Here is a 22,526-nt window from a genome sequence, read left to right on the forward strand (position 1 = left end):
GCCGTCCGCCGGCGGGCCGGGCCGCGGGCAGCAGCTCGCTCAGCCGCGTGTCCAGCCGCTCGGCCGCGTCCAGGGCGCGGCGCAACTCCGGGCCGGCCTCGACGAGCCGGTGCAGGGCGACCACCAGGGCGGTGGTGCGGGGCTCGGGGTGGTCGACGTCGATGCGCACGGTGATCGTGTCGGCGACGGCCCGCGCGATCTGCCGGGCGGCGGCCAGCGCCCGGTCGGCGGTCTGCTCGCCGACGCCGGGCACCTGCCGCAGCTCGTACCGGCTCGCCTCGTGCACCGCGCGCACCGAGCCGAAGCCCGCCGCCTCCAGGGCGCCGAGGCGCAGCCGCCCCTCGGTGACGTCCTTGAGCCGCGCCACCGGGATGGACTCCAGCTCGCGGGCGACGAGTTCGGCCTGCAGGGGTTCGTAGGCCGTACGGACGGCCGCCCGGGCGCCGGCATGATCGGTACGCAGACTGCGCGCGGCCCCATTCAGCCGCGCGCCCCGCGCGCACAGCTCCCGCACCCCGCGCCCGGCCCGCGGCGGACCCTCCCCCTCCATGTCACCCCCGTCTCCCCGGCCCTTCGATCCGCGTCCATCGTGGCACGCGGCACCGACATCCGGTCCGGGCGGTCCTGCGCGGGCGACGCCGGACGAGGGGTCAGCCGAACAGCGCTTCACGAGCCTGCGCTACTGGAAGGATCTCGACAGCGGCGGACACTTCCCCGCCCTGGAGAAGCCGTCCGTCCTCGCCGATGAACTGCGCGCGTTCTTCTCCCTGTTGAACTGAGAGGTCAGATGGCCACCACTGCGACCCAGCCCGCCGGCGTGCTCGACCGGCGGGCTCTCAACCGTGCCTTCCTGGCACGCCAGCTGCTGCTGAGCCGACGCACGATGCCGGCCGAGGACGCCCTCGAGCACCTCGTGGGATTACAGGCGCAGGCGCCCATTCCGCCGTACTACGGCCTGTGGACCCGGCTGGAGGACTTCCGCCCCGCGGAACTGGCCGGTCTCCTCACCGGGCGGCGGGCCGTGCGCATCGCGCTGATGCGCGGCACCGTCCACCTGGTGTCCTCCGCCGACTGCCGCAAGCTGCGGCCCTGTGTGCAGCCGTTCCTGGAACGGAGCCTGATCACCACCTTCGGCAAGGACCTGAACGGGCTGGATCCGGCCAAGGTCGCGACGGCCGGCCGGGAACTCCTGGAAGAGGCCCCTCACACCGTCGGCGACCTGAGCGCCTCCCTGCGCACGGCGTGGCCCGACCGCCCCGCCGCCGCGCTCGGCAACGTCGTGCGCAGTCTGCTGCCGGTGGTCCAGATCCCGCCCCGCGGGGTCTGGGGACAGGGCGGGCAGCCGACGTACGTCATGGCGGAGGACTGGCTCGGCGCCCCGCTGGACCCCGAACCCGACATCGACGCCCTGGTCCTGCGCTATCTGGCGGCGTTCGGCCCCGCCACCGTCAAGGACGTCCAGGCGTGGTCGGGGCTCACCCGGCTGCGCGCGGTGACCGAACGCCTGCGTCCGCGGCTGGTCTCCTTCCGCGACGAGGACGGCAGGGAACTGCTGGACCTGCCGGACGCGCCGCGGCCGGACCCCGGCACGCCCGCACCGGTCCGCTACCTGGCCCCGTACGACAACGCGATCCTCTCCCACGCGGACCGCACCCGGATCATCAGCGACGAGCACCGCAAGGCCATCGCGACCAAGAACGCCGTGATTCCGGGGACGATCCTGGTCGACGGGTTCGTCGCCGGCGCGTGGCGGATCGACCGCACGCGCGCCTCGACCGCTCTCGACGTGCAGCTCTTCTCCCCGGTGGGCAAGCGCCGGCGTGCCGAGCTCGTGGCGGAGGGGGAGCGTCTCCTGCTCTTCGCGTCGGACGGCGCCGCAGCGTGTGAGCTCCGCATCGCCGACGCCTGACGGCCCGTGCGGGTGGGGTGGCCGGGAGCGATCCCGGCCACCCCACCCGCACGAACGTCAACCGCTTTCCCGCACGCCCCTGGCCGGGTCCGCGGGGACACTCGGCCGGCTCTCTCCCGAGCACGTCACCCGCCCGGGCGGCAGTTCACCGTCGACCAGGTACGCGTCGACGAGAGCGTCCACCTGCGGGTTGCCGCCGAGCCGGTGGATCTCGTGCGCCCCGGAGTCGCGCACCAGGACCAGGGGGTGTCCCAGGCGCTCGGCCATGACCACCGCCCCGGGCCAGTGGTCGAAGGGGTCGCCGTCGGCCTGCCCGACAAGCCCCGTCGGGTAGTCGCCGCGGGTGACGGCGGGGCGCGGCTCGGTGGGTGTGCACGTACGGAAGGTGGCCACCCACGGCTGGGCGCGCATCACTCCGAAGCCGTACGGGAAACGGTCCCGGAAGTCGCGCATGTCGCGGTAGTACGTCTCCAGGTCGGTCGGCCACTCGGTCTCGCACGTCACGGCTTCCAGTACGGCGTCGCGCAGTCCGCCCGCCGCGGTGCCCGGCCGCCAGCGGGCCTGACCCGCGAGGAGCTCACGGGCCCGCTCGGTGTCGGCGGCCGCCGTCGCCTTGCGCAACTCGCCGATGGGCGAGCCGAGTTCCTGCCACCGCCCGCGGGCCGCGCTCAGGGTGCCGACCACTTGGTCCAGCGCGGTGCGCAAGGCCGTTCCCTCGCCCGTGGACACCAGGGCCGCCGCGGTCTGCTCCACCGTCTCCAGCACCCGCCCGGCGTCGTCGCCGAGGCCGAAGAACCGGTCGCGCCGTCCGGTCCACTCCGCCCACAGGTCCACGTTCTCGCGCACCGCGAGCGCCTGCGTGGCGAACTGCCGCCGCCAGTCCCAGTCCGGATGGACCGAGGAGTCGAGGACGTTGCGGTCCAGGTGCGCGCCGAACATCGACCCGTAGACCGCGCCGAGCAGCGTGCCGTAGGCCCAGCCCACGAAGCTGATGCTCGCTTCGCCGAGCAGGACGCGGATCACGTTCATGTCGCGGGCGTTGTTGGCCGCGGTGATGTGGCGGCGCAGGGTGCCCCCGGCGCGCACGCACCCCTGGTCCCGTTCCCTCATGTCCGCGGCGATGGCGGGGAAGGCGGAGTCGGGGGGACGCGAGTCGAAGGGCACGGTCGTCGGGCTCGCCTCGCCCTCGATCCGGGTGGAAGCGCCCGTTCCGCGGGGGTCGAATCCGATCAGGTCGTAGACCTCGTGGGGCGGGGTGCCGGCCAGACGCGTCGGCAGCAGTCTGCCGAGCCCCCCGTCGCCGCCGGGGCCGCCGTTGAGGGACAGCAGGACGCCACGCCTCCTACGCGAATCCGCCGCCCGGATCCGGCTGAGGGCCAATTCGATTCGCTCCCCCGGAAGGCTGCGCGTAATCGAGCGGCACTTCGATGAAGGCGAGTTCGAGGCTGTCATCGAATTCGCTGGGCTTCCATGTGAGTTGTTGCGTCAGAATGTCGCGCAACTCGGCTTCGCCCCACGTCATGCCGGTCATGGTCCGGCTCCGCGCTAGTGGCATATCAGGCAACGTTTGCCCTTTTCACGACCTCGCGGAGGCGTTCGCCGGCGGCGTGCTTGTTCCGCCAGATGACGCAGCGGCGGATCATGCTGCCCTGTTCCTTGTGGCTGGTGTGGTCGGGGCCATCGAGGGCGAAGTAGCGCAGGGCGGTGAACTGGGCCTCGATCCGGTTGAGCCAGGAGCTGTTGGCCGGGGTGTAGGCGATCTCCACGTTGTGGGCCGCCGCCCACGTCGCGACCCGTTGGCACCGCTTCGTGGTCAGGTGCGGGGAGTAGTTGTCGCAGACAATCGCAATGCGTACGTCCGCTGGGTGCAGCGAGCGCAGGTAGCGGCAGAACTCCAGGAACTTCGACCTGTTCTTGGTCTTCTTGATGTGCCCGTAGAGCTGGCCCTTGGCGAGGCCGTAGGCGGCGAACAGGTGGCGGACCCCGTGGGGACGGGTGTAGGTCGCCCGCCTGCGGGGCCGGGGCCCACGGTCGGGATCCTTGTGCCGGCCGCCGCGCTCGGCCCATTGCCGCCCCGGGTGGGGCTGGGCGTTGAGAGGCCCGAACTCGTCCATGCAGAAGACGACTTCGGGCTCGCCGTCCTCGGGTATGACCTCGCCGCCGGCGATCGCGTAAAGGTGTTCGATACGGGCCTTCTTGGCCGCGTAGTCGGGGTCGCGGGAGGTCTTCCAGGTCTTTATGCGTTGAAAGGAGACGCCCTCCTCGCGGAGCAGGACCCGCAGGCCCTCGTGGCTGATGTCGTCGATCACCCCCTCGGCGAGCAGGAAGTCGGCCGGCTTGGCCAGGCTCCAGGTCGAAAACGGCAGGCCGTGCTCGGCCGGCTTCGACTTGGCGGCCTTCTTGATCTCCCGGCGCTCCGGGAGGGTGAAGGTTCTGGGCCGACCGCCCTTGTACTTCGGGCAGAGCGAGTCGAACCCGTCGGCGTTGAAGTCGTGGATCACGTCCCGGACCCGGTCCGGGCTGGTGAACGTCACCTCGGCGATCTTCACCACGGGCATGCCCTGCGCGGACAGCAGCACCATCTGCCCGCCGCCAGGTCACCACCGGACCGGTGCCCCTGCGGATGATCCGTAGCAACCGCCTGCCCTCGTCGTCATCGATCTCCCGGACCCGCACACGTTCGGCCACGTGATCATTCTGGTCCTCAGCGGTGCATCTCAGCGGTCTTCCGCGGATCGTCCGCCAGAATGCGGGCGGTCAGCCGCCGTACCTGCTCCTCCACGGGGTGATCGCTGGTGACGAACAACTCGTACCGGTAAAGATCTGTACGTTCGCCGGGCCCCCGGACCTGGTGGAAGTGGAGATCTACACCCTGGGGGCTGGTGATTGCCTCGGGGAGATCGGGCTCCTCGCGTCGTGGCGAGACACTCGTGAGGACGCAGCCCCAGCGCTCGAACCAGCCGCTGTCTGCAAGGGTCTGCTCGAGGAGCCGGGCAACGGTGTCCAGGGGCTCTTCCCAGCTGCGGTCCGCGGCGGCCCGCGCGAGCTCAGCCTCGTACTGGGCGCTGTCGAAGCGGAAGTCCGCCGGCACTGCTGTGATGTTGCTGGTGTTTTCCCAGGATTCCCAGATCACCTGATCGCCTTCACGACGGATGGTGACGTACAGGGCGCCGCAACAGCCGGCCGTGCAGGTCGGCTCGGTGATCATGACCCTGCGGGGTTCCTCCGTGACCGCCAGCGGCCAGCTCTCGGCCGGCCCCCTCCAGTATCGGCAGCTGTGTCCGAGACCTTCCGGGTGGACCTCCTTCAGGACGTCCACGCCGTCGATCAGAGGACGCACTTCGGCCCAGGGATCCGCCGCCCAGTCGTCCGGAATCCTGTGCTGCAAAGTCAAGGTGCTGATCGTCAGATGTTCGGTCATACCCCCATGATCGGTTGAGGTCACGCAACCGCACACCCATTTTCTGGCTGTGATCACCCTTGGCGGGCACACCGCGCGGTCATCGTTCGTGATTCGGCTGAAGCTGCTCGGGCATTGCCGTAGTCAGCGAGGGCGACGAGCTGCTCGCGGACGCCGGGTCCTCCGGTAGCCCGGAAACGGGCCAGCGCCACCCTGCGCAGCAGCCAGACGATGCGTAATGACAAGGCAAGGATTGCCTGGTGCGGCACTAGCGGACTCGTGAAGACGTGGGATGCGCGCACCGGTCGGCTCCAGGACAGCTTCCGGTCCAGCGGTGAGGTGGCGTCGCTGACTTTCAGCCCCGGTGGACGCACCCTGGCCGCAAGCAGCGCAAGAGGAGTCCAGCTGTGGGACCTCACCACCAGCCGGCTCAGAACCACCCTGCCCGCCCGCCCGCACGCAGTAGTGGCGCTCAGCCCGGACGGACACACCCTGGCCATCGGCACGGGCAGCTCCGTCGAGCTGTGGAGCGTCGACCTGCCCGACCCGGCCCGCGCGATCCGCACCGTCTGCGAGGCCGTCGACACCGCTCTCACCCCTCTGGAACAGTCCCGCTACCTGCACGACCAGTCCACTGAAACCGGCTGCCGGCCGGCCGCGCGATAGGGCCTCACTGAGCGTTTTCCCACCTCACGCTGACGCGTGGTGAAGAACGGGAACGGCCTTGACGACGTCGGTGACGCGGTCGGTGCTGGATGAGACTGCGCAGGTGAGCCGTCGGCACCCCCGTCCTTGCTGGAGACACCTCGTACTCGACGGGGTGCCCAAGGCATATGCGCTCTCCCCTGCTGTCCTGAATCAGTCCACATCGTCGAGCACTTCGGCCGCCGCTCGCGGATCCATGATGTTGGACCACGCCTGTTCCGCCGGCAGAAGCTCCCTTTCGGGGAGGGCGTATTCCGGGTACCAGCCCTCCACCTCACAGCCAGGAATGTTACGCAGGATGATGGTCGTGAGGTTCGGCGGCACGGAGCCGGTGATCCGTACGGCGCGGTACGTCTCATGGCCGTCATCGGCGCGGACCTGCAGCCCCAAGGTGAAGGTGTCGAAGTCGACGGCGTGCTCGCGGCCGTCCCGCAGAGTGGACCGCGTCAGGTCGAGCAGAGTTGTGCGCAGTCGGCGGACGAAGCGGACACCCGCTTCGGCCCGATACCGGATGTGGTCCTCTCGCGTCGGCAGAAGGTGCGCCGTGGACGTGACGGTCCTCAGCCCCTCGGCATGCGTGGCGTTGTACTGCGCACGAGCCGCTTTCCCCTCCACCTCCAGCTTGGCGTAGAAGTCGTCCCCCGAGCCGTCCTCCCGCCTCCCGGCCGCCACCAGTCACGGCAGATCCGCGTCTATCCAGACGGCTCCGCGCCAGCGCTGCACCTTGACCTTGAACAACACCTGGTCGTCGATGGCGCGGATGCGCTCGTGCTTGGCCTCGGCATCGGCGAACTGTTCCGTCGTCTTGGCGACGATCGGGTGGTCGGTCTCGTCCAGTGCCGCAGTGACCGGTGGGAGCTGGAGGCCGAGGTCCTCCCACAGACAGCGCAGGGTGGGGCGTGCTGAGCGCATCGGGTTCCCGGTTCCGTTACTCGTCGATCCCGCCGACCGCGTCGATCTCCTCCGCGGTCAGCCCGGTCAGCAGCATCACGTCCGACTTGAGCGACCCGTCGAGGACCTGGAGCGCTTCGACCATGCCGGCCCTCAGATCCTCGCGCCTCTGCTCCAGATAGACCCGCACGGCCTCAGCGACAAGGTCCTTCTTCGTCAGGCCCAGAAAATGCGCGCCCTGACTGATCAGCTGATCCGTCTCCGGATCCACCTTCAGCGGGGACTGCCGAACCGTCTTCGACGTTGCCACCATGACTCTCACCTCCAGAGCCACGGTACCCAAGTACCTCATGCGTCATCCACCGAGTACTGCCGAGCGGCACGGTCGAAGCAACGTGCATACAGCCTTCATCGCAGGTGAATCAGCATGGCGCCGTCAGCACAGGACGCCAAGAAGGTCGGAACCACCCGAGCAGGACAAGAAGGGCCAGATCTGAGATCCGGCCCCTGACTCAGAGTTTTACGCCCTTGACCTGCACCTCGGCAGATCAAGGATTCCACCGCTACACATTGAAGCGGAACGCCTGCGACCCGATCCTGACCTGCGGCGGAGCCCAGCTCAGGGCGCTGACCAGCGCTTTCATCGTTTGGTTACGTTGGCCATCGACGGGCGTCTACGAGCATCCTGCGGACTGTTTGCGGACTGGCGGGCCCTCCACCGGTCGGGAAACGCATGGCACCGGGGTCAACTCGTCGATGAGACTGCGCTGGTGAGCCGGACAAAGGAAAATCACACCGCCACGAGCCGGACGCGATCGCCGCACAGCTTGACCATGTCGTCGATATCGGAGGTCAACATGACCACGGGGCGGTGCTGCCGCAACGCGGCCTCGGCGACCGCAGCATCGATCGCATACTTGTGCCCGTGCAAACCGGCATCCATCAGCAGCTTCGAGGCCGCCCTCGCCTCCTCGTCGCCCACCAGGACTACGCGCAGTCCGGAGAGCACCCAGTTCAGGCGGGACTTGTTCGTACGGAGATGGACGACCTCGATGATGGTGAGCGCACTGATCACGACCTCCATGCCTCGCGAGCGCGCCTCAGCAACCAGAGCCACCACCTGCTCGTCGTCGGCGAGGAGCTTCGAAAGCCCCTCGCTGTCGAGGACCAGCGTCCCCTCGTGACTCAGCCTGCGGCGGGCCACTCGGCCTCCTCGGCGAACACCTCGTCGAAGACCTGCCGCGCCCGCTGACGAGCCTGCTCGGAGACCGGCCCCTTGCGGTTCTCGTAGTCCGCCAGGTACTCGTCCAGCACCTGGCCGCGCAGCTCACGCTCGACCGCCGCGGCGATGAACGCAGAGAACTCCCGCTTGCCCACCCGCGCACGGATCGCCTCCGCGGTCCCCTCCGGAAGCGACAGGCTCACCCGCGTCGCCGGCCCTTCTCCGATGCTGTACGTCGTCTCAGCCATGACCCAAGTGTGTCAAACGAGTAGGAAAAGTGCTACGGCCCGCGCCCCCGCCGCCCACACGGGAACCACCCGGGAAAGGCCGGGAAAGAGTCGCCCACCCCGCCCGCCCCCTCTCGTCGCGCACCGCACAGTCCGCGACTCAGCGCGGTAGGGATGACCAGGGATGATGACAGGTGAAGACCAGGCAGGTTTCCCAGCACCATCCCAGCACGGGAAACAACCAGGGGCCCGACCCCGAAAGGTCGGACCCCTCCTGACCTGCATGTTTGCTAGATCAGCGACGTGGCGGCGCGGCGCCCGCTACACGTTGAAGCGGAACTCCACCACGTCCCCGTCCCGCATCACGTAGTCCTTGCCCTCCATGCGGGCCTTGCCCTTGGCGCGGGCCTCGGCGACCGAGCCGGTTTCGAGGAGGTCGGCGAAGGAGATGACCTCGGCCTTGATGAAGCCCTTCTGGAAGTCGGTGTGGATCACGCCGGCGGCCTCGGGGGCGGTGGCGCCCTTCTTGATGGTCCAGGCGCGGGCTTCCTTGGGGCCGGCCGTCAGGTAGGTCTGCAGGCCGAGGGTGTCGAAGCCGACGCGGGCGAGGGTGGCCAGGCCCGGCTCGTTCTGGCCGACGGACTGCAGGAGCTCCAGGGCCTCCTCCTCGTCGAGCTCGGCGAGGTCGGCCTCCAGCTTGGCGTTGAGGAAGATCGCCTCGGCGGGGGCGACCAGGGCGCGCTGCTCGTTCTTGAAGTCCTCGTCGATCAGTTCGTCCTCGTCGACGTTGAAGACGTAGAGGAAGGGCTTCGTCGTCAGCAGGTGCAGGTCGTGGAGGAGTTCCGCCCGCTCGCTGCCCTGGACGATGCCGTGTGCGAAGAGGGTGTCGCCCTTCTCCAGGATCTCCTTGGCCTCCTCCACGGCCTTGGCCTTCGAGGCCACGTCCTTCTTGACCCGCGACTCCTTCTGGAGCCGGGGCAGGACCTTCTCGATGGTCTGGAGGTCGGCGAGGATCAGCTCGGTGTTGATCGTCTCGATGTCGTTCTTGGGCGAGACCTTGCCGTCGACGTGGACGACGTTCTCGTCCTTGAAGGCGCGGATGACCTGGCAGATCGCGTCCGACTCGCGGATGTTCGCCAGGAACTTGTTGCCCAGGCCCTCGCCCTCGCTGGCGCCGCGCACGATGCCGGCGATGTCGACGAAGTCGACGGTCGCCGGGAGGATCCGCTCCGACTTGAAGATCGAGGCGAGCTGGGCGAGCCGCCCGTCCGGGACGCCGACGACGCCGATGTTCGGCTCGATCGTGGCGAACGGGTAGTTGGCCGCGAGCACGTCGTTCTTGGTCAGGGCGTTGAACAGGGTCGACTTGCCGACGTTCGGCAGACCGACGATTCCGATCGTGAGCGACACGTTTGCGACTTCCCGTACGTGAGGAGACTTGAGGGCCGGACGGCCGATCCACCAGTCTACGGCGTGTCGCGACCCGGCCCCGAGACGGTTCGAGCCCCCGGTCACAGTGCGTGGCCCGGCGTGTCAGACGGCCTATTCGGCACATAAACAGACCTAGGTTGGTTCGGTGGAGCAACACAGGACGACGCGAGGTCGGCAGCACGGACCGCGACACGGCAGGCCGCCGGTGCCCTCGGCACGGCGGGGGTCGGCGGTACGGCCTCCGCCGGTGCCCGCGCCGACCGCGGCCCCCGTCCCACGGCAGCCGCCCGGTCCGCGGTTGACGGGGCTGGGCGCCGGGCTGTTCTGCGGGGCCGTCATGCTCCTGGTGGGCTTTGCCGCCCTGCTGCTCTTCGACGGGTCCCAGGTCGCGTACGGCGTGCTGTTCCTGCCGGTGTGCGCGCTGACCGCGGTGTGGGTGCGCCAGGGCGACCTGCCGGCCGCGCCCGTCGTGGTGCCGATCGGGTTCGCCGTGGGGCTGCTGCCGGTGGTCGACGGAAGCGGCGGGGGGCTTCCCGGCAGGCTGCTGGGGCTGGTGACCGCCCTCGCCACGCAGGCGCTGTGGCTGTACGCCGGGACGCTGATCGCGGGCGTGACGGCGCTGGGACGGCGAGTGGCGCTGGGACGGCGGCGGGCGGCGGTGCGGGGCCGTACGCCGGTGTGAGGCGCGGCCCCGCACCGCCTCAGCCGTGCTCAGCCGTGCTCCGCCGCGTGCATCGCCGCGCCCACGATGCCCGCGTTGTTCTGCAGCTGGGCGGGGACCATCTCCGCCTCTATACCCTGGATGAGCGGCAGGAACTTGTGGGCCTTGCGGCTGACTCCGCCGCCGATGATGAACAGCTCGGGGCTGAAGAGCATCTCCACGTGGGCGAGGTACTTCTGCACCCGGCGCGCCCAGCGGTCCCAGGTCAGGCCCTGGTCCTCCTTGACCTTGCTGGAGGCCCGCTTCTCCGCCTCGTGGCCGTTCAGCTCCAGGTGGCCCAGCTCGGTGTTGGGGACCAGCACGCCGTCGACGAAGACCGCGCTGCCGATGCCGGTGCCGAAGGTCAGCAGGATGACCGTGCCCTTGCGTCCCCGGCCGGCGCCGAAGCGCATCTCGGCGACGCCGGCCGCGTCGGCGTCGTTGACCACGGTCACCGGCAGGCCGCCGAGCCGCTCGCCGAACAACGCGCGCGCGTCGGTGTCGACCCAGCTCCTGTCGACGTTGGCCGCCGTACGGACCGTGGCGCCGCCGGTGACGACGCCCGGGAACGTCAGCCCGACCGGCCCCGTCCAGCCGAAGTGGTCGACCACCTGCCTGACCCCGTCGGCCACACCGTCGGGCGTCGCCGGACGCGGGGTGAGCACCTTGTGCCGCTCCTGGGCCAGGGCGCCCCTGTCCAGGTCCACAGGGGCGCCCTTGATGCCGGACCCGCCGATGTCCACGCCGAAGATCTGCATGGCACCACGTTACGACGCGGGACCGACAGTCACTCCCGTGCCGTAGCGCCCGGCCGGGACCCGCGCTTCATGGCTCCCGGCCGTCACTCCCGCGTCGTACCCGACCCTCCGCGCTCGGCGACCAGCGACGCCGCCTCCTCGCGCAGGTCCCGGCGGAGCTCCTTGGGCAGGGAGAAGATGATGGACTCCTCGGCCGCCTTGATGATCTCCACGTCCTCGAAACCGCGCTGTGCGAGCCATTCGAGCACCTGCTCGACCAGGATCTCCGGAACCGAGGCACCCGAGGTCAGGCCGACCGTGGAGACGCCCTCCAGCCAGGCCTCGTCGATCTCGTCGGCGAAGTCCACGAGGTAGGACTGGGCCGCGCCGGCGAGCTTGGCGACCTCCACCAGCCGCTTGGAGTTGGAGGAGTTGCGGGAGCCGACCACGATCACCAGGTCCGCCTGGGCGCCCATTTGCTTCACGGCGAGCTGACGGTTCTGCGTGGCGTAGCAGATGTCGTCGCTGGGCGGGGACATCAGCTGCGGGAACTTCTCCTTGAGCGCGTCGACCGTCTCCATGGTCTCGTCGACCGAGAGCGTGGTCTGCGACAGCCACACGACCTTGGAGGGGTCGCGGACCTCGACCCTGGCGACGTCCTCGGGGCCGTCGACGAGCTGGATGTGATCCGGGGCCTCGCCGGTGGTGCCGATGACCTCCTCGTGGCCCTCGTGCCCGATCAGGAGGATGTCGTAGTCCTCCTTGGCGAACCGGACGGCCTCCTTGTGGACCTTGGTCACCAGCGGGCAGGTCGCGTCGATGGTGGCCAGACGCCCGCGCTCGGCCTCCTCGTGGACGACGGGGGCCACGCCGTGCGCCGAGAACATCACGATGTTGCCCGGCGGCACCTCCTCCGTCTGCTCGACGAAGATCGCGCCCTTCTTCTCCAAGGTCTGCACGACGTACTTGTTGTGAACGATCTCGTGCCGGACGTACACCGGAGCCCCGTACTGCTCCAGAGCCTTCTCGACAGCGATCACGGCACGGTCCACTCCCGCGCAGTAGCCCCGGGGAGCGGCGAGCAGGACACGGCGGCCAGACGAAGCAGTCATGCCCCCATCGTAAGGCCGCCCCACTCCCCGGAGATCGCACCGGGGTGCGGGCCGGGGATCCGGGGGCGGATCCCCCTGGCCGGCGCGCGGGACCGGACGCGCTGTCGGTGGGGGCGGATACGCTCGCGGACATGGCTGTCTCCACGTCTTCCGAAGCCCCCCTGCCCGTCGGTGAGGTGTCGCGGCTGATCGGGGGTTGGATCGAGCGGCTCGGGGCCGTGTGGGTGGAGGGGCAGATCACGCAGTTGTCGCGGCGGCCGGGCGCGGGCGTGGTCTTCCTGACGCTGCGCGATCCGTCGTACGACATCTCCGTCAGCGTGACCTGTTACCGACAGGTGTTCGACGCGATCGCCGACGTCGTCAGCGAGGGCGCCCGGGTCGTCGTGCACGCGAAACCCGAGTGGTACGCCCCGCGCGGGCAGCTGTCGCTGCGGGCCGCCGAGATACGGCCCGTGGGTGTCGGGGAGCTGCTGGCCCGGCTGGAGCGGCTGAAGAAGGCGCTCGCGGCGGAGGGGCTGTTCGCACCCGAGCGCAAGAAGCCCCTGCCGTTCCTCCCCCAGCTCATCGGGCTCGTGTGCGGCCGGGCCTCCGCCGCCGAGCGGGACGTGCTGGAGAACGCCCGGCAGCGCTGGCCCGCCGTCCGCTTCGAGGTGCGCAACGTCGCCGTGCAGGGCGTGCACGCCGTCCCGCAGGTCGTGCAGGCCGTCAAGGAGCTCGACGCGACCGACGACGTGGACGTGATCATCGTGGCGCGGGGCGGCGGCAGCGTGGAGGACCTGCTGCCCTTCTCCGACGAGCAGCTCGTCCGCGCGGTCGCCTCCTGCCGTACGCCGGTCGTCTCCGCGATCGGGCACGAGCCGGACACCCCGCTGCTCGACTACGTCGCCGACCTGCGCGCCTCCACCCCGACCGACGCCGCCAAGAAGGTCGTGCCGGACGTGGGCGAGGAGTACGAGCGGGTACGGCAGCTGCGCGACCGCGCCCGCAGATGCGTACAGGCGTTCGTCGAACGGGAGGAGCGCGGGCTCGCCCACGCGCTCGCCCGGCCCTGCGTCCAGGACCCGCACCGCATGGTCGACGAGCGGGCGGACCACGTCGCCTCCCTGCTCGACCGGAGCCGGCGCACCCTGCGGCACCTGCTGGACCGCGCGGACTCCGAGCTGACGCACACGCACGCGCGCGTGGTGGCCCTCTCCCCCGCCGCGACCCTCCGGCGCGGGTACGCGGTGCTGCAGAAGGCCGACGGGCACGTGGTCCGCGACCCGGCCGAGGTCACGGCGGACGAGGCCCTGCGGGCCCGGGTCGCCGAGGGCGAGTTCACTGTTCGTGTCGACACATAGGGTGGTCGGATGACAAGCAAGGCATCCCCGGCGGACGAGGCGCTCGGCTACGAGCAGGCCCGCGACGAGCTGATCGAGGTCGTCCGGCGCCTGGAGGCGGGCGGTACGAGCCTGGAGGAGTCCCTCGCGCTGTGGGAGCGGGGCGAGGAGCTGGCCAAGGTGTGCCGGCGGTGGCTGGAGGGCGCGCGCGCCCGGCTGGACGCGGCGCTGGCCGAGGAGGCGGAGGAGGACGAGGCGCGGGCCTCGGAGTAGGGGCGCCGGAGCAGGGGGCCTCCCGCCCGGGGCTCACGACAGACCCGGGCCCTCGGCGGGGCAGACCCAGGCGGCCCCAGGCGGCCCGGGCGGGGCAGACCCAGGCGGCCCCAGGCGGCCCGGGCGGGGCAGACCCGAGTGAACCGGGCAGGGCTCAGGACATCCGGTGAGCCCGGGCAGGGCTCAGGACATCTTCAGCGCCTTCACCATCGTCGTCAGCCGGTCCCAGGACGCCGTGCCCGTGACCACCGTCGTGGACCCCTTGGTGCCCTCCAGCACGAGCGCGTCGTAGCGCCCGCCGGTGTAGCGGGTCCACGTGCGGCCGTCGATCTCCTGGGTGACCTTCGTGGCGTGCCCGCCCTGACTGGCGTCGTCGATGAAGTCCTTGCGCTTCTGAGCGGACTGCTCGATCGCCACGTACTGACCGTCGGGGTCCTGGAAACCCAGGTGCCAGTGGTCCTCCTCGCCGGCCCGGAAGCGGACCGAGGTGGCCTTCCAGCTGTCGGGCAGGCCCTCGGGGGCGGCCACCGGGTACGACGCCGCACGGCGTGCCGTGAGCACCTCGACGCTGTAGTCGACCCGCTTGAGGTCGGGAGTGCCGCCGCCGTGCGGGACGAAGAGGTAGATGACCCCCGCCGCGATCCCGATCAGTCCCAGGGAGAGGAGCATGTCCCGGACCGTCTTCTGCTTGCCATTCGAACGTGCCACGCCTCCATCGTCGCAGGTGCCCGGTCCGCTCATCCGTGGGGCCCCCTGCTCATTCTGTCCATCCGGCGATAGAGTCGGGCCAACACCCTCATCCGGCCGTCGTCGTATCAGAAAGGTGCGCACCGATGACCGAGCACCATCATTTGCCGTCCGAGCTCGAAGTGCCCTCCGAGGCGCCCGACCGCAACATCGCCCTGGAACTCGTCCGGGTGACCGAGGCCGCGGCCATGGCTGCGGGCCGCTGGGTCGGGCGCGGTGACAAGAACGGCGCCGACGGCGCCGCGGTGCGCGCCATGCGCTCCCTCGTCTCCACCGTGTCGATGAACGGCGTCGTCGTCATCGGCGAGGGCGAGAAGGACGAGGCCCCGATGCTCTTCAACGGCGAGCACGTCGGCGACGGCACCGGGCCCGAGGTCGACATCGCCGTCGATCCGATCGACGGCACCACCCTGACCGCCAAGGGCATGCCGAACGCGATCGCGGTCCTCGCCGCCGCCGAGCGCGGCGCCATGTTCGACCCGTCCGCCGTCTTCTACATGGACAAGCTGGTCACCGGGCCGGACGCCGCCGACTTCGTCGACATCAACGCGCCGGTGTCGGTGAACATCAGGCGCGTGGCCAAGGCCAAGCGGTCGACCCCCGAGGACGTCACCGTCGTCATCCTGGACCGGCCCCGGCACGAGGGGATCATCAAGGAGATCCGGGAAGCCGGCGCCCGCATCAAGCTGATCTCCGACGGCGACGTGGCCGGCTCGATCTACGCGCTGCGCGAGGGCACCGGTGTCGACCTGCTGCTCGGGATCGGCGGCACACCCGAGGGCATCATCTCGGCCTGCGCCGTGAAGTGCCTGGGCGGCACGATCCAGGGCAAGCTGTGGCCCAAGGACGACGAGGAGCGGCAGCGGGCGGTCGACGCCGGGCACGACCTCGACCGCGTGCTGACCACGGACGACCTGATCTCCGGCGAGAACGTCTTCTTCGTCGCCACCGGCATCACCGACGGCGAGCTGCTGCGCGGTGTGCGCTACCGCTCGGAGACGGCGATCACCGACTCGATCGTCATGCGCTCCAAGTCCGGCACGGTCCGCCGGATCGACTCCGAGCACCGGCTGAGCAAGCTGCGCGCCTACAGCGCGATCGACTTCGACCGCCCGAAGTAGCACCGCGTACCCGGCCGTACGGAACGCGTGAGGCGCCCCCGGTGCGGCGGGGGCGCCTCACGCGTGCGCGGAGAACACGCGCGGAGAACCGGCTGCTAGCCGGCCGCCGCTATACGCCCCGTCGCGCGGGCCGCCTTCTTCAGCTCCAGGTCGCGGCGGCGGCGCCGGGCCAGGACGACACGGCGCTCGGCGGCGGTGAGGCCGCCCCAGACGCCGTAGGGCTCGGGCTGCAGCAGCGCGTGCTCACGGCACTCGACCATGACCGGGCAGCGCGCGCAGACCCGCTTGGCCGCGTCCTCCCGGGACAGCCGGGCGGCGGTGGGTTCCTTGGAGGGCGCGAAGAACAGTCCGGCCTCGTCGCGGCGGCACACCGCCTCGGTGTGCCAGGGCCCGTCCTGATCCCTGTCCCGCCCTGGCACCCGCTGGGCCGGAACGGCAGCTACCTGCAGGGACGAATGCGGCGGTTGCGGCACGGTCTTCTCCTGACGACGGCTTCGCAAGCTGAAGGGTGCTCCGAGAGACGATGCAGCAAGGCCTACCCGCTGTGCGCGCTCCTATGCACTGAGTTCCGGACCGTACGGTTGGTCGAAGGGGGTCAGGGACGCTTGCGCAGACTCTTGTCGACCTTGCGCTGCACCCGGTCGAGGATGTCCGCGACGAGCTTGCCCCGCTTGGGCCGCGCCTCGACGTTGCCCAGGACGGCCCAGCCGTCGACGTAGACGACGGGCGCCCCGGACTCGGCCGAGTCCAGCGTGGCCACCTCGAAGTTGCCGAGGACACCGCCGCCGGTGCCGCGCAGCGACACGTTCTCCGGGACGCGGACCTGCACGTCTCCGAAGACCGAGACGGCCTTGATCACGACCTGCTGGTACTCGAAGACCGCCTCGCTGAGGTCGATCTCCACGCTGCCGAAGACCGCGTACGCGTGCAGTCGGCGTCCGGGCCGCCAGCGGCCCCTGCGCGTGGCCGCGCTGAACACCGCCACCACGTTCTCGTCGGCGTCGGGGGGTATCGCGCCGGCCGCCGGGCGGTTCGGCGCGGGGGTGTACGCCGGGGCCGTACGGCCCTGGTGGGCGGCGGGCAGGTCCTGGATGAAGACCTCCAGCTCGCCGACCGTCTTGGCGCTCAGCACCCCCTCGACGCGCTCGGCGTGCTCGTCGGCGGTCAGGCGGCCCTCGGCGAGGGCCTCCCGCAGGATGTCGGCGATACGGTCACGGTCGGCGTCCGAGGCGCGCAACTCGGCGACGGGCGCGGGGGCGGGAGTCGCGGCCGTGCGCGGTTCGGTCTGCTTCTGAAGGTCCACGGCAGCAGGGTACCGAAACGCGATAGATCGCGACTAGGGGTGGGGACGGGTGGGTCGCTCCGGGCTCGGGGCCGGAGGTGGGGCCGAGGGGTGGGGCCGAGGGGTGGAGCGGAGACTGAGCCGGACCTCACAGGTTCGCTGTCGGTGGCAGGTCCTACGCTGGTCGTGCCCGCCGACGTCGGCGGGCGGCCGTCTGCCGAGTGAGGAATGGACTGCGATGCCGGAGTTCGCGTACACCGATCTGCTCCCACAGGGTGAGGACACCACCCCGTACCGGCTGGTGACGTCCGAGGGCGTCTCCACCGTCGAGGGGCCCGACGGGCGTACGTTCCTCAAGGTCGAGCCGGAGGCGCTGCGCAAGCTGGCCGCGGAGGCCATCCACGACATCCAGCACTTCCTGCGCCCGGCCCACCTCGCCCAGCTGCGCCGCATCATCGACGACCCCGAGGCGTCGGCGAACGACAAGTTCGTCGCCCTGGACCTGCTCAAGAACGCCAACATCTCCGCCGCGGGCGTGCTGCCCATGTGCCAGGACACCGGCACGGCGATCGTGATGGGCAAGCGCGGGCAGAACGTGCTGACGGCAGGAGGCGACGAGGAGGCCCTGTCCCGAGGCATCCACGACGCCTACACCAAGCTGAACCTGCGCTACTCGCAGCTGGCTCCGCTCACCATGTGGGAGGAGAGGAACACCGGCTCCAACCTCCCCGCGCAGATCGAGCTGTACGCGACGGACGGCGGCGCCTACGAGTTCCTGTTCATGGCCAAGGGCGGCGGCTCGGCCAACAAGTCCTTCCTGTACCAGGAGACGAAGGCCGTCCTGAACGAGGCCTCCATGATGAAGTTCCTGGAGGAGCAGATCCGTTCGCTGGGCACGGCCGCGTGCCCGCCGTACCACCTGGCGATCGTGGTCGGCGGCACGTCGGCCGAGTACGCGTTGAAGACCGCGAAGTACGCCTCCGCGCACTACCTGGACAACATTCCCACCGAGGGCTCGCCGCTCGGGCACGGCTTCCGGGACAAGGAGCTGGAGGAGAAGGTCTTCGAGCTGACGCAGCGGATCGGCATCGGGGCGCAGTTCGGCGGCAAGTACTTCTGCCACGACGTGCGCGTGATCCGCCTGCCGCGGCACGGCGCGTCCTGCCCGGTCGCGCTCGCGGTGTCCTGCTCGGCGGACCGGCAGGCACTGGCGAAGATCACACCCGAGGGCGTGTTCCTGGAGCAGCTGGAGAAGGACCCGGCGCGGTTCCTGCCGGAGACGACGGAGGAGGAGCTGTCCGACGACGGCGACGTCGTTCGGATCGACCTGAACCGGCCGATGGACGAGATCCTCGCGGAGCTGACGAAGTACCCGGTGAAGACCCGGCTGTCGCTGACCGGGCCGCTGGTCGTGGCCCGGGACATCGCCCACGCGAAGATCAAGGAGCTGCTGGACGCGGGGGAGGGCATGCCGCAGTACCTCAAGGACCACCCGGTGTACTACGCCGGGCCGGCGAAGACTCCCGAGGGGTACGCCTCGGGCTCGTTCGGTCCGACCACGGCCGGACGCATGGACTCCTACGTCGAGCAGTTCCAGGCGGCGGGGGGTTCGAAGGTGATGCTGGCCAAGGGCAACCGCAGCAAGCAGGTCACGGATGCGTGCGGTACGTACGGCGGCTTCTACCTGGGGTCCATCGGTGGCCCTGCGGCCCGGCTGGCCCAGGACTGCATCAAGAAGGTCGAGGTCCTGGAGTACGAGGAGCTCGGCATGGAGGCCGTCTGGAAGATCGAGGTGGAGGACTTCCCGGCGTTCATCGTCGTGGACGACAAGGGGAACGACTTCTTCACCGATCCGGCACCGCAGCCGGTGTTCACGTCGATTCCCGTGCGGGGGCCGGGGTCGGCGTAACGCGTCCACCGACGTCCTCGGGGCCGGTCCGGACACCACCCGGACCGGCCCCGCTGCCGTTCCGCCCGCCGCCCACACCTCGCCCTCGGCCGGCCGCGGCAGCCCGACACCCGACACCCGACGCCGCTGTCCACGGTCACGTCGTGCCGGCCGTCCGGCACCGTTCCCATGGACTGGGCGGCAGTGAGTCCGGTCAGCCCGCGCGCCCCGAACGGTCGTGGGCGCACTGGCCGCCTCCCGCGACCGGAGGCCGCTGATGTGCACGCCTCGCGGCCCGGCCATGTGGATGCGGCCAGAGGCGGCCGGGAGGCCCTGAACCGTCTCACCGGTGGAGCAGGGACTTCGCACTCCCCCAGAAGGGGCACCCCCAGGCACCGCACCCGGCGTCCCGGATCGCACGGCAGCTCCACCCCGACCGGCCCAGCACGCCGCAAGGCCGTCAGCCGGCCATCACACGATCGAGCTCGACCGGCCTCATACACGCTCCTTGGCGAGCGGTTGCCAACCCCCTCGCGACAGGCCCGGTGAAGACCCGTCAGGTCGGCCACGGGCACCCACACGCCCGAATAGCGGACACCATGTTCCTTTTTTGGACAACCTGCCCGTACGGGTGCCTTTTTCGTTGACTCCCTCAGCCTCCGCTGTGAGCCTTCTCGCCAACCAGGCATGGACATGCCATGTCAGGTTCCGCGTGGCCCACCCCACGGCCACCTTCCGAAGGAGACAGAGTGAGACGACGACTCGCCGTGGCGAGCTTCTCCCTCGCCGTCGTGCTCGGCTGCGGAACACTCCCCGCCGCAGCCGCAGCCACCGGCCCGGCAGACGCCCGGCAGACGCAGACCCCCGCGGACACGGACCGGTCCATCACCACCGTGAACGCACTCGCCGCGCCCGACATCGACGTGAACAAGGTGCGGGCGCACTTGAGCGAGCTCAGCGCCATCGCCGGCCGCAACGGCGGCAACCGCCGCTCCACCACCCAGGGCTACCGCGACTCCGTCGCCTATGTGAAGGGCAGGCTGCAGGCGGCCGGCTACACCGTCACCGAGCAGCCCTGCACCTCCGGCTGCACCAGCGGAGCAGGTCCCAACCTGATCGCCGAGTGGCCGCACGGCGACGCGAACAACGTGTACATGTTCGGCGCCCACCTCGACAGCGTCTCGGCGGGCCCCGGCATGAACGACAACGGCTCCGGCTCGGCCGCGCTCCTCGAGAACGCCCTGACGCTGGCGCAGCAGAACCCCACCCTGCGCAACCGGGTCCGCTTCGCCTGGTGGACCGACGAGGAGCAGGGTCTCAACGGCTCGAAGTTCTACACCCGTTCGCTGTCCTCGACCCAGCGCGCCAGGATCCGGGCGTACTACAACTTCGACATGGTCGCCTCCACCAACGGCGGCTACTTCATCAACCACCTCACCTCGTCGGCCGCCGCGCCGTTGAAGGCGTACTGGGACTCGCTGGGCCTGCGGCCCGAGGAGAACACCGAGGGCGCCGGGCGCAGCGACGACTACCCCTTCCAGCAGGTCGGCATACCCACCTCCGGTTACGCGATGGGCGCCGGCGCCCGCAAGACGTCCACGCAGGCCGCCAAGTGGGGCGGCACGGCCGGCGCCTCCTACGACCCCTGCTACCACCGGTCCTGCGACACCCTCACCAACATCAACACCACCGGCCTGAACCGCGCGGCCGACGGCATCGCCTACACCATCTGGCAGCAGGCCGTGTAGACCGGCACCGGAAGCCGGGACACCACCGGAGCCGCCACCGACGGCGGCTCCGGGAACGGCACCTCGCCGTGAGCACCGGTGGCACCTGCGCCACCGGTGGCACCGGGGACGGGTCCGTCCGCACCGGGGCCCGTTTAGCCCGGTTCGACACCGTACGGCAGGTTCACGGTCGAGGCCGCCGGCCCCACGCGGTGCTCCGCCCCGCCGCTCCCTCGCGGCGGGGCGGAGTCCGTTCCGGGTGCTCGAGCGGGATGCTGTCAATGGGGAACCGGCGAGAATACACCCGACCGGCACCACCGCTGTGAACTTCGGAGGCACGACGATGACGACCACGGACGACGACCGGCGCTACCGCATCGAGCACGACTCCATGGGAGAGGTGAAGGTCCCGGCCGACGCCAAGTGGCGCGCGCAGACACAGCGCGCCGTGGAGAACTTCCCGGTCTCCGGGCAGCGGATCGAGCGCGCGCACATCGAGGCGCTGGCGCGGATCAAGGGCGCCGCGGCCAAGGTGAACGCGCGGCTCGGCGTGCTGGACAAGGACGTCGCCGAGGCGATCCAGGAGGCCGCGGCCGAGGTCGCCGCGGGCAAGTGGGACGAGCACTTCCCCGTCGACGTGTTCCAGACCGGTTCCGGGACCTCCTCCAACATGAACACCAACGAGGTCATCGCCACCCTCGCCACCGAGCGGCTCGGACGGGACGTGCACCCCAACGACCACGTCAACGCTTCCCAGTCGTCCAACGACGTCTTCCCGTCCTCCATCCACATCGCCGCCACCGCCGCCGTCACCCGCGACCTGATCCCCGCCCTGGACCACCTCGCCGACGCCCTCACCCGCAAGGCCGAGGAGTTCGCGGACGTGGTGAAGTCCGGGCGGACGCATCTCATGGACGCCACACCCGTGACCCTGGGGCAGGAGTTCGCCGGGTACGCCGCCCAGGTGCGGTACGGGGTCGAACGGCTGAACGCCTCCCTGCCCCGGCTGGCCGAGCTGCCGCTCGGCGGGACCGCCGTGGGGACCGGCATCAACACCCCGCCCGGGTTCTCCGCCGCCGTCATCGAAGAGGTCGCCCGCGCCACCGGGCTCCCGCTCACCGAGGCCCGCGACCACTTCGAGGCGCAGGGCGCCAGGGACGGCATCGTCGAGACCAGCGGACAGCTGCGCACCATCGCCGTGGGGCTGACAAAGGTCACCAACGACCTGCGGTGGATGGCCTCCGGGCCCCGGACCGGGCTCGCCGAGATCTCCCTGCCCGATCTGCAGCCGGGGTCGTCCATCATGCCGGGGAAGGTCAACCCGGTCGTTCCCGAGGCCGTCCTCATGGTGTGCGCCCAGATCATCGGCAACGACGTCGCCGTCGCCACCGCCGGCGCCTCCGGCAACTTCGAGCTCAACGTCATGCTCCCGGTCCTCGCCAAGAACGTCCTGGAGTCCGTCCGGCTGCTGGCCAATGCCTCCCGGCTGCTCGCCGACCGCACCGTGGACGGGATCGTCGCCCACCGGGAGCGCGCCCGTGAGTACGCCGAGTCCTCCCCTTCCGTCGTCACCCCGCTCAACAAGTACATCGGGTACGAGGAGGCGGCGAAGGTCGCCAAGAAGGCGCTGGCCGAGCAGAAGACCATTCGCCAGGTCGTCGTCGAGAGCGGGTACGTCGAGCGCGGACAGCTCACGGCCGAACAGCTCGACGAGGCGCTGGACGTCCTGCGGATGACACGCCCGTGACGCGACCGCGGTGCGGCCGTGACGCCTCGACACCTTCCGTCCGGGCCGTCCGGGCCGTCCGGGCCGTCCGGGCCGTCCGTGCGTGCGC

The 22,526-nt window shown here is 70.4% G+C and carries 25 protein-coding genes and 1 pseudogene; 10 read left to right on the forward strand and 16 right to left on the reverse strand.

Features of this window, described 5'->3' with window-relative positions; genetic code table 11:
- On the reverse strand, positions 1-550 hold a 550-nt coding region (locus tag DEP02_RS24045; RefSeq protein WP_232839256.1), incomplete at its 3' end, for a helix-hairpin-helix domain-containing protein.
- Between DEP02_RS24045 and DEP02_RS34130 the strand changes: the two genes are divergently transcribed.
- Together DEP02_RS34130 and DEP02_RS24055 are read left to right on the forward strand one after the other, a co-directional pair.
- Positions 549-779, forward strand: a complete 231-nt coding sequence (locus DEP02_RS34130) for a hypothetical protein (protein WP_198668562.1) — start codon at positions 549-551, stop codon at positions 777-779. The two genes, DEP02_RS24045 and DEP02_RS34130, sit on opposite strands and share 2 nt — an antisense overlap.
- An 8-nt stretch (positions 780-787) precedes the next feature.
- Positions 788-1,909 carry a winged helix DNA-binding domain-containing protein gene (locus tag DEP02_RS24055; RefSeq protein ID WP_112469777.1) on the forward strand — a complete coding sequence of 374 codons (1,122 nt, stop codon included), beginning with the start codon at positions 788-790 and terminating at the stop codon, positions 1,907-1,909.
- Positions 1,910-1,966: 57 nt separating this feature from the next.
- Here the strand turns inward: DEP02_RS24055 and DEP02_RS24060 are convergent, their stop codons facing one another.
- The 4 genes and pseudogenes from DEP02_RS24060 to DEP02_RS24070 all read right to left on the reverse strand — a co-directional run bounded on the left by DEP02_RS24060 (position 1,967) and on the right by DEP02_RS24070 (position 5,330).
- Positions 1,967-3,289 (reverse strand): alpha/beta fold hydrolase, encoded by a 1,323-nt coding sequence (locus tag DEP02_RS24060; protein WP_157977527.1) that lies wholly within the window; start codon positions 3,287-3,289, stop codon positions 1,967-1,969.
- Complete coding sequence (locus tag DEP02_RS33650) at positions 3,252-3,440, reverse strand: hypothetical protein (protein WP_157977528.1); 189 nt, start codon at positions 3,438-3,440, stop codon at positions 3,252-3,254. The genes DEP02_RS24060 and DEP02_RS33650 overlap by 38 nt, the downstream gene beginning before the upstream one ends.
- Before the next feature lie 25 nt (positions 3,441-3,465).
- A pseudogene (locus tag DEP02_RS24065) lies at positions 3,466-4,597 on the reverse strand (IS630 family transposase).
- Positions 4,598-4,613: 16 nt separating this feature from the next.
- Entirely contained in the window at positions 4,614-5,330 is a 717-nt protein-coding gene (locus tag DEP02_RS24070; protein WP_112469779.1) for a hypothetical protein, read from the reverse strand.
- A 258-nt stretch (positions 5,331-5,588) separates the two neighbouring features.
- Between DEP02_RS24070 and DEP02_RS24075 the strand changes: the two genes are divergently transcribed.
- Complete coding sequence (locus tag DEP02_RS24075) at positions 5,589-5,975, forward strand: WD40 repeat domain-containing protein (RefSeq protein ID WP_198668563.1); 387 nt, start codon at positions 5,589-5,591, stop codon at positions 5,973-5,975.
- 192 nt (positions 5,976-6,167) lie between these two features.
- On the opposite strand, the gene DEP02_RS24080 is transcribed toward DEP02_RS24075, so the two are convergent.
- From DEP02_RS24080 to ychF, 6 genes are all read right to left on the reverse strand, one after another.
- Positions 6,168-6,686, reverse strand: a complete 519-nt coding sequence (locus tag DEP02_RS24080; RefSeq protein ID WP_232839258.1) for a hypothetical protein — start codon at positions 6,684-6,686, stop codon at positions 6,168-6,170.
- Positions 6,687-6,689: 3 nt separating this feature from the next.
- The gene (locus DEP02_RS34975) at positions 6,690-6,926 is read right to left on the reverse strand and encodes a hypothetical protein (RefSeq protein WP_232839259.1); all 237 of its coding nucleotides are present in this window, start codon (positions 6,924-6,926) and stop codon (positions 6,690-6,692) included.
- Between the two features lie 16 nt (positions 6,927-6,942).
- Positions 6,943-7,218: a hypothetical protein gene (locus DEP02_RS24085; protein WP_112469795.1), complete on the reverse strand. Its 276-nt coding sequence runs from the start codon at positions 7,216-7,218 to the stop codon at positions 6,943-6,945.
- 477 nt (positions 7,219-7,695) lie between these two features.
- Positions 7,696-8,109, reverse strand: a complete 414-nt coding sequence (locus DEP02_RS24090; RefSeq protein WP_112469780.1) for a DNA-binding protein — start codon at positions 8,107-8,109, stop codon at positions 7,696-7,698.
- Positions 8,091-8,375, reverse strand: a complete 285-nt coding sequence (locus DEP02_RS24095; protein WP_100571986.1) for a hypothetical protein — start codon at positions 8,373-8,375, stop codon at positions 8,091-8,093. Before DEP02_RS24095 ends, DEP02_RS24090 begins: the two co-directional genes overlap by 19 nt.
- 300 nt (positions 8,376-8,675) lie before the next feature.
- A complete protein-coding gene (gene ychF / locus DEP02_RS24100) occupies positions 8,676-9,764 on the reverse strand; it encodes a redox-regulated ATPase YchF (protein WP_112469781.1) in 1,089 nt (362 codons plus the stop codon).
- Positions 9,765-10,032: 268 nt separating this feature from the next.
- Here ychF and DEP02_RS24105 point away from each other — a divergent pair, with 268 nt between their 5' ends.
- A complete protein-coding gene (locus tag DEP02_RS24105; protein ID WP_332871997.1) occupies positions 10,033-10,467 on the forward strand; it encodes a DUF6542 domain-containing protein in 435 nt (144 codons plus the stop codon).
- A 29-nt stretch (positions 10,468-10,496) separates the two neighbouring features.
- On the opposite strand, the gene ppgK is transcribed toward DEP02_RS24105, so the two are convergent.
- Together ppgK and DEP02_RS24115 are read right to left on the reverse strand one after the other, a co-directional pair.
- Positions 10,497-11,243 carry a polyphosphate--glucose phosphotransferase gene (ppgK, locus tag DEP02_RS24110; protein WP_112469783.1) on the reverse strand — a complete coding sequence of 249 codons (747 nt, stop codon included), beginning with the start codon at positions 11,241-11,243 and terminating at the stop codon, positions 10,497-10,499.
- 83 nt (positions 11,244-11,326) lie between these two features.
- Positions 11,327-12,334 (reverse strand): 4-hydroxy-3-methylbut-2-enyl diphosphate reductase, encoded by a 1,008-nt coding sequence (locus DEP02_RS24115; protein ID WP_112469784.1) that lies wholly within the window; start codon positions 12,332-12,334, stop codon positions 11,327-11,329.
- A gap of 131 nt (positions 12,335-12,465) precedes the next feature.
- Here DEP02_RS24115 and xseA point away from each other — a divergent pair, with 131 nt between their 5' ends.
- Together xseA and DEP02_RS24125 are read left to right on the forward strand one after the other, a co-directional pair.
- Positions 12,466-13,674: an exodeoxyribonuclease VII large subunit gene (gene xseA, locus DEP02_RS24120; RefSeq protein WP_112469785.1), complete on the forward strand. Its 1,209-nt coding sequence runs from the start codon at positions 12,466-12,468 to the stop codon at positions 13,672-13,674.
- Positions 13,675-13,683: 9 nt separating this feature from the next.
- On the forward strand, positions 13,684-13,926 hold the full coding sequence (locus tag DEP02_RS24125; RefSeq protein WP_112469786.1) for an exodeoxyribonuclease VII small subunit: 243 nt from the start codon (positions 13,684-13,686) through the stop codon (positions 13,924-13,926).
- 183 nt (positions 13,927-14,109) lie between these two features.
- Here DEP02_RS24125 and DEP02_RS24130 read toward each other — a convergent pair whose 3' ends face one another.
- Positions 14,110-14,634, reverse strand: a complete 525-nt coding sequence (locus DEP02_RS24130) for a DUF4245 domain-containing protein (protein ID WP_112469796.1) — start codon at positions 14,632-14,634, stop codon at positions 14,110-14,112.
- 125 nt (positions 14,635-14,759) lie between these two features.
- Between DEP02_RS24130 and glpX the strand changes: the two genes are divergently transcribed.
- A complete protein-coding gene (gene glpX, locus DEP02_RS24135; protein WP_112469787.1) occupies positions 14,760-15,794 on the forward strand; it encodes a class II fructose-bisphosphatase in 1,035 nt (344 codons plus the stop codon).
- 95 nt (positions 15,795-15,889) lie between these two features.
- Here the strand turns inward: glpX and DEP02_RS24140 are convergent, their stop codons facing one another.
- A complete protein-coding gene (locus tag DEP02_RS24140) occupies positions 15,890-16,267 on the reverse strand; it encodes a WhiB family transcriptional regulator (RefSeq protein WP_112469788.1) in 378 nt (125 codons plus the stop codon).
- 122 nt (positions 16,268-16,389) lie between these two features.
- Entirely contained in the window at positions 16,390-17,097 is a 708-nt protein-coding gene (locus tag DEP02_RS24145; RefSeq protein ID WP_112469789.1) for a DUF1707 SHOCT-like domain-containing protein, read from the reverse strand.
- Positions 17,098-17,314: 217 nt separating this feature from the next.
- Between DEP02_RS24145 and DEP02_RS24150 the strand changes: the two genes are divergently transcribed.
- From DEP02_RS24150 to DEP02_RS24160, 3 genes are all read left to right on the forward strand, one after another.
- Complete coding sequence (locus DEP02_RS24150; protein WP_112469790.1) at positions 17,315-18,985, forward strand: fumarate hydratase; 1,671 nt, start codon at positions 17,315-17,317, stop codon at positions 18,983-18,985.
- 728 nt (positions 18,986-19,713) lie between these two features.
- On the forward strand, positions 19,714-20,712 hold the full coding sequence (locus DEP02_RS24155; RefSeq protein WP_232839260.1) for a M28 family metallopeptidase: 999 nt from the start codon (positions 19,714-19,716) through the stop codon (positions 20,710-20,712).
- Positions 20,713-21,034: 322 nt separating this feature from the next.
- Entirely contained in the window at positions 21,035-22,438 is a 1,404-nt protein-coding gene (locus DEP02_RS24160; RefSeq protein ID WP_112469797.1) for a class II fumarate hydratase, read from the forward strand.
- The last annotated feature ends 88 nt before the right edge of the window (positions 22,439-22,526 follow it).

The sequence above is a fragment of the Streptomyces triticisoli genome, from assembly GCF_003270085.1.
GTDB lineage: Bacteria > Actinomycetota > Actinomycetes > Streptomycetales > Streptomycetaceae > Streptomyces > Streptomyces triticisoli.

Bases quoted from the DNA above. Each gene is read 5' to 3' on its own strand.
- DEP02_RS24055 (WP_112469777.1), top strand. From the start codon at position 788: ATGGCCACCACTGCGACCCAGCCCGCCGGCGTGCTCGACCGGCGGGCT.
- DEP02_RS24095 (WP_100571986.1), bottom strand. From the start codon at position 8,375: ATGGCTGAGACGACGTACAGCATCGGAGAAGGGCCGGCGACGCGGGTG.
- glpX (WP_112469787.1), top strand. From the start codon at position 14,760: ATGACCGAGCACCATCATTTGCCGTCCGAGCTCGAAGTGCCCTCCGAG.
- DEP02_RS24115 (WP_112469784.1), bottom strand. From the start codon at position 12,334: ATGACTGCTTCGTCTGGCCGCCGTGTCCTGCTCGCCGCTCCCCGGGGC.
- DEP02_RS24070 (WP_112469779.1), bottom strand. From the start codon at position 5,330: ATGACCGAACATCTGACGATCAGCACCTTGACTTTGCAGCACAGGATT.
- DEP02_RS24150 (WP_112469790.1), top strand. From the start codon at position 17,315: ATGCCGGAGTTCGCGTACACCGATCTGCTCCCACAGGGTGAGGACACC.
- DEP02_RS24085 (WP_112469795.1), bottom strand. From the start codon at position 7,218: ATGGTGGCAACGTCGAAGACGGTTCGGCAGTCCCCGCTGAAGGTGGAT.
- DEP02_RS34975 (WP_232839259.1), bottom strand. From the start codon at position 6,926: ATGCGCTCAGCACGCCCCACCCTGCGCTGTCTGTGGGAGGACCTCGGC.
- DEP02_RS34130 (WP_198668562.1), top strand. From the start codon at position 549: ATGTCACCCCCGTCTCCCCGGCCCTTCGATCCGCGTCCATCGTGGCAC.
- DEP02_RS24160 (WP_112469797.1), top strand. From the start codon at position 21,035: ATGACGACCACGGACGACGACCGGCGCTACCGCATCGAGCACGACTCC.
- DEP02_RS24125 (WP_112469786.1), top strand. From the start codon at position 13,684: ATGACAAGCAAGGCATCCCCGGCGGACGAGGCGCTCGGCTACGAGCAG.
- xseA (WP_112469785.1), top strand. From the start codon at position 12,466: ATGGCTGTCTCCACGTCTTCCGAAGCCCCCCTGCCCGTCGGTGAGGTG.
- ppgK (WP_112469783.1), bottom strand. From the start codon at position 11,243: ATGCAGATCTTCGGCGTGGACATCGGCGGGTCCGGCATCAAGGGCGCC.
- DEP02_RS33650 (WP_157977528.1), bottom strand. From the start codon at position 3,440: ATGACCGGCATGACGTGGGGCGAAGCCGAGTTGCGCGACATTCTGACG.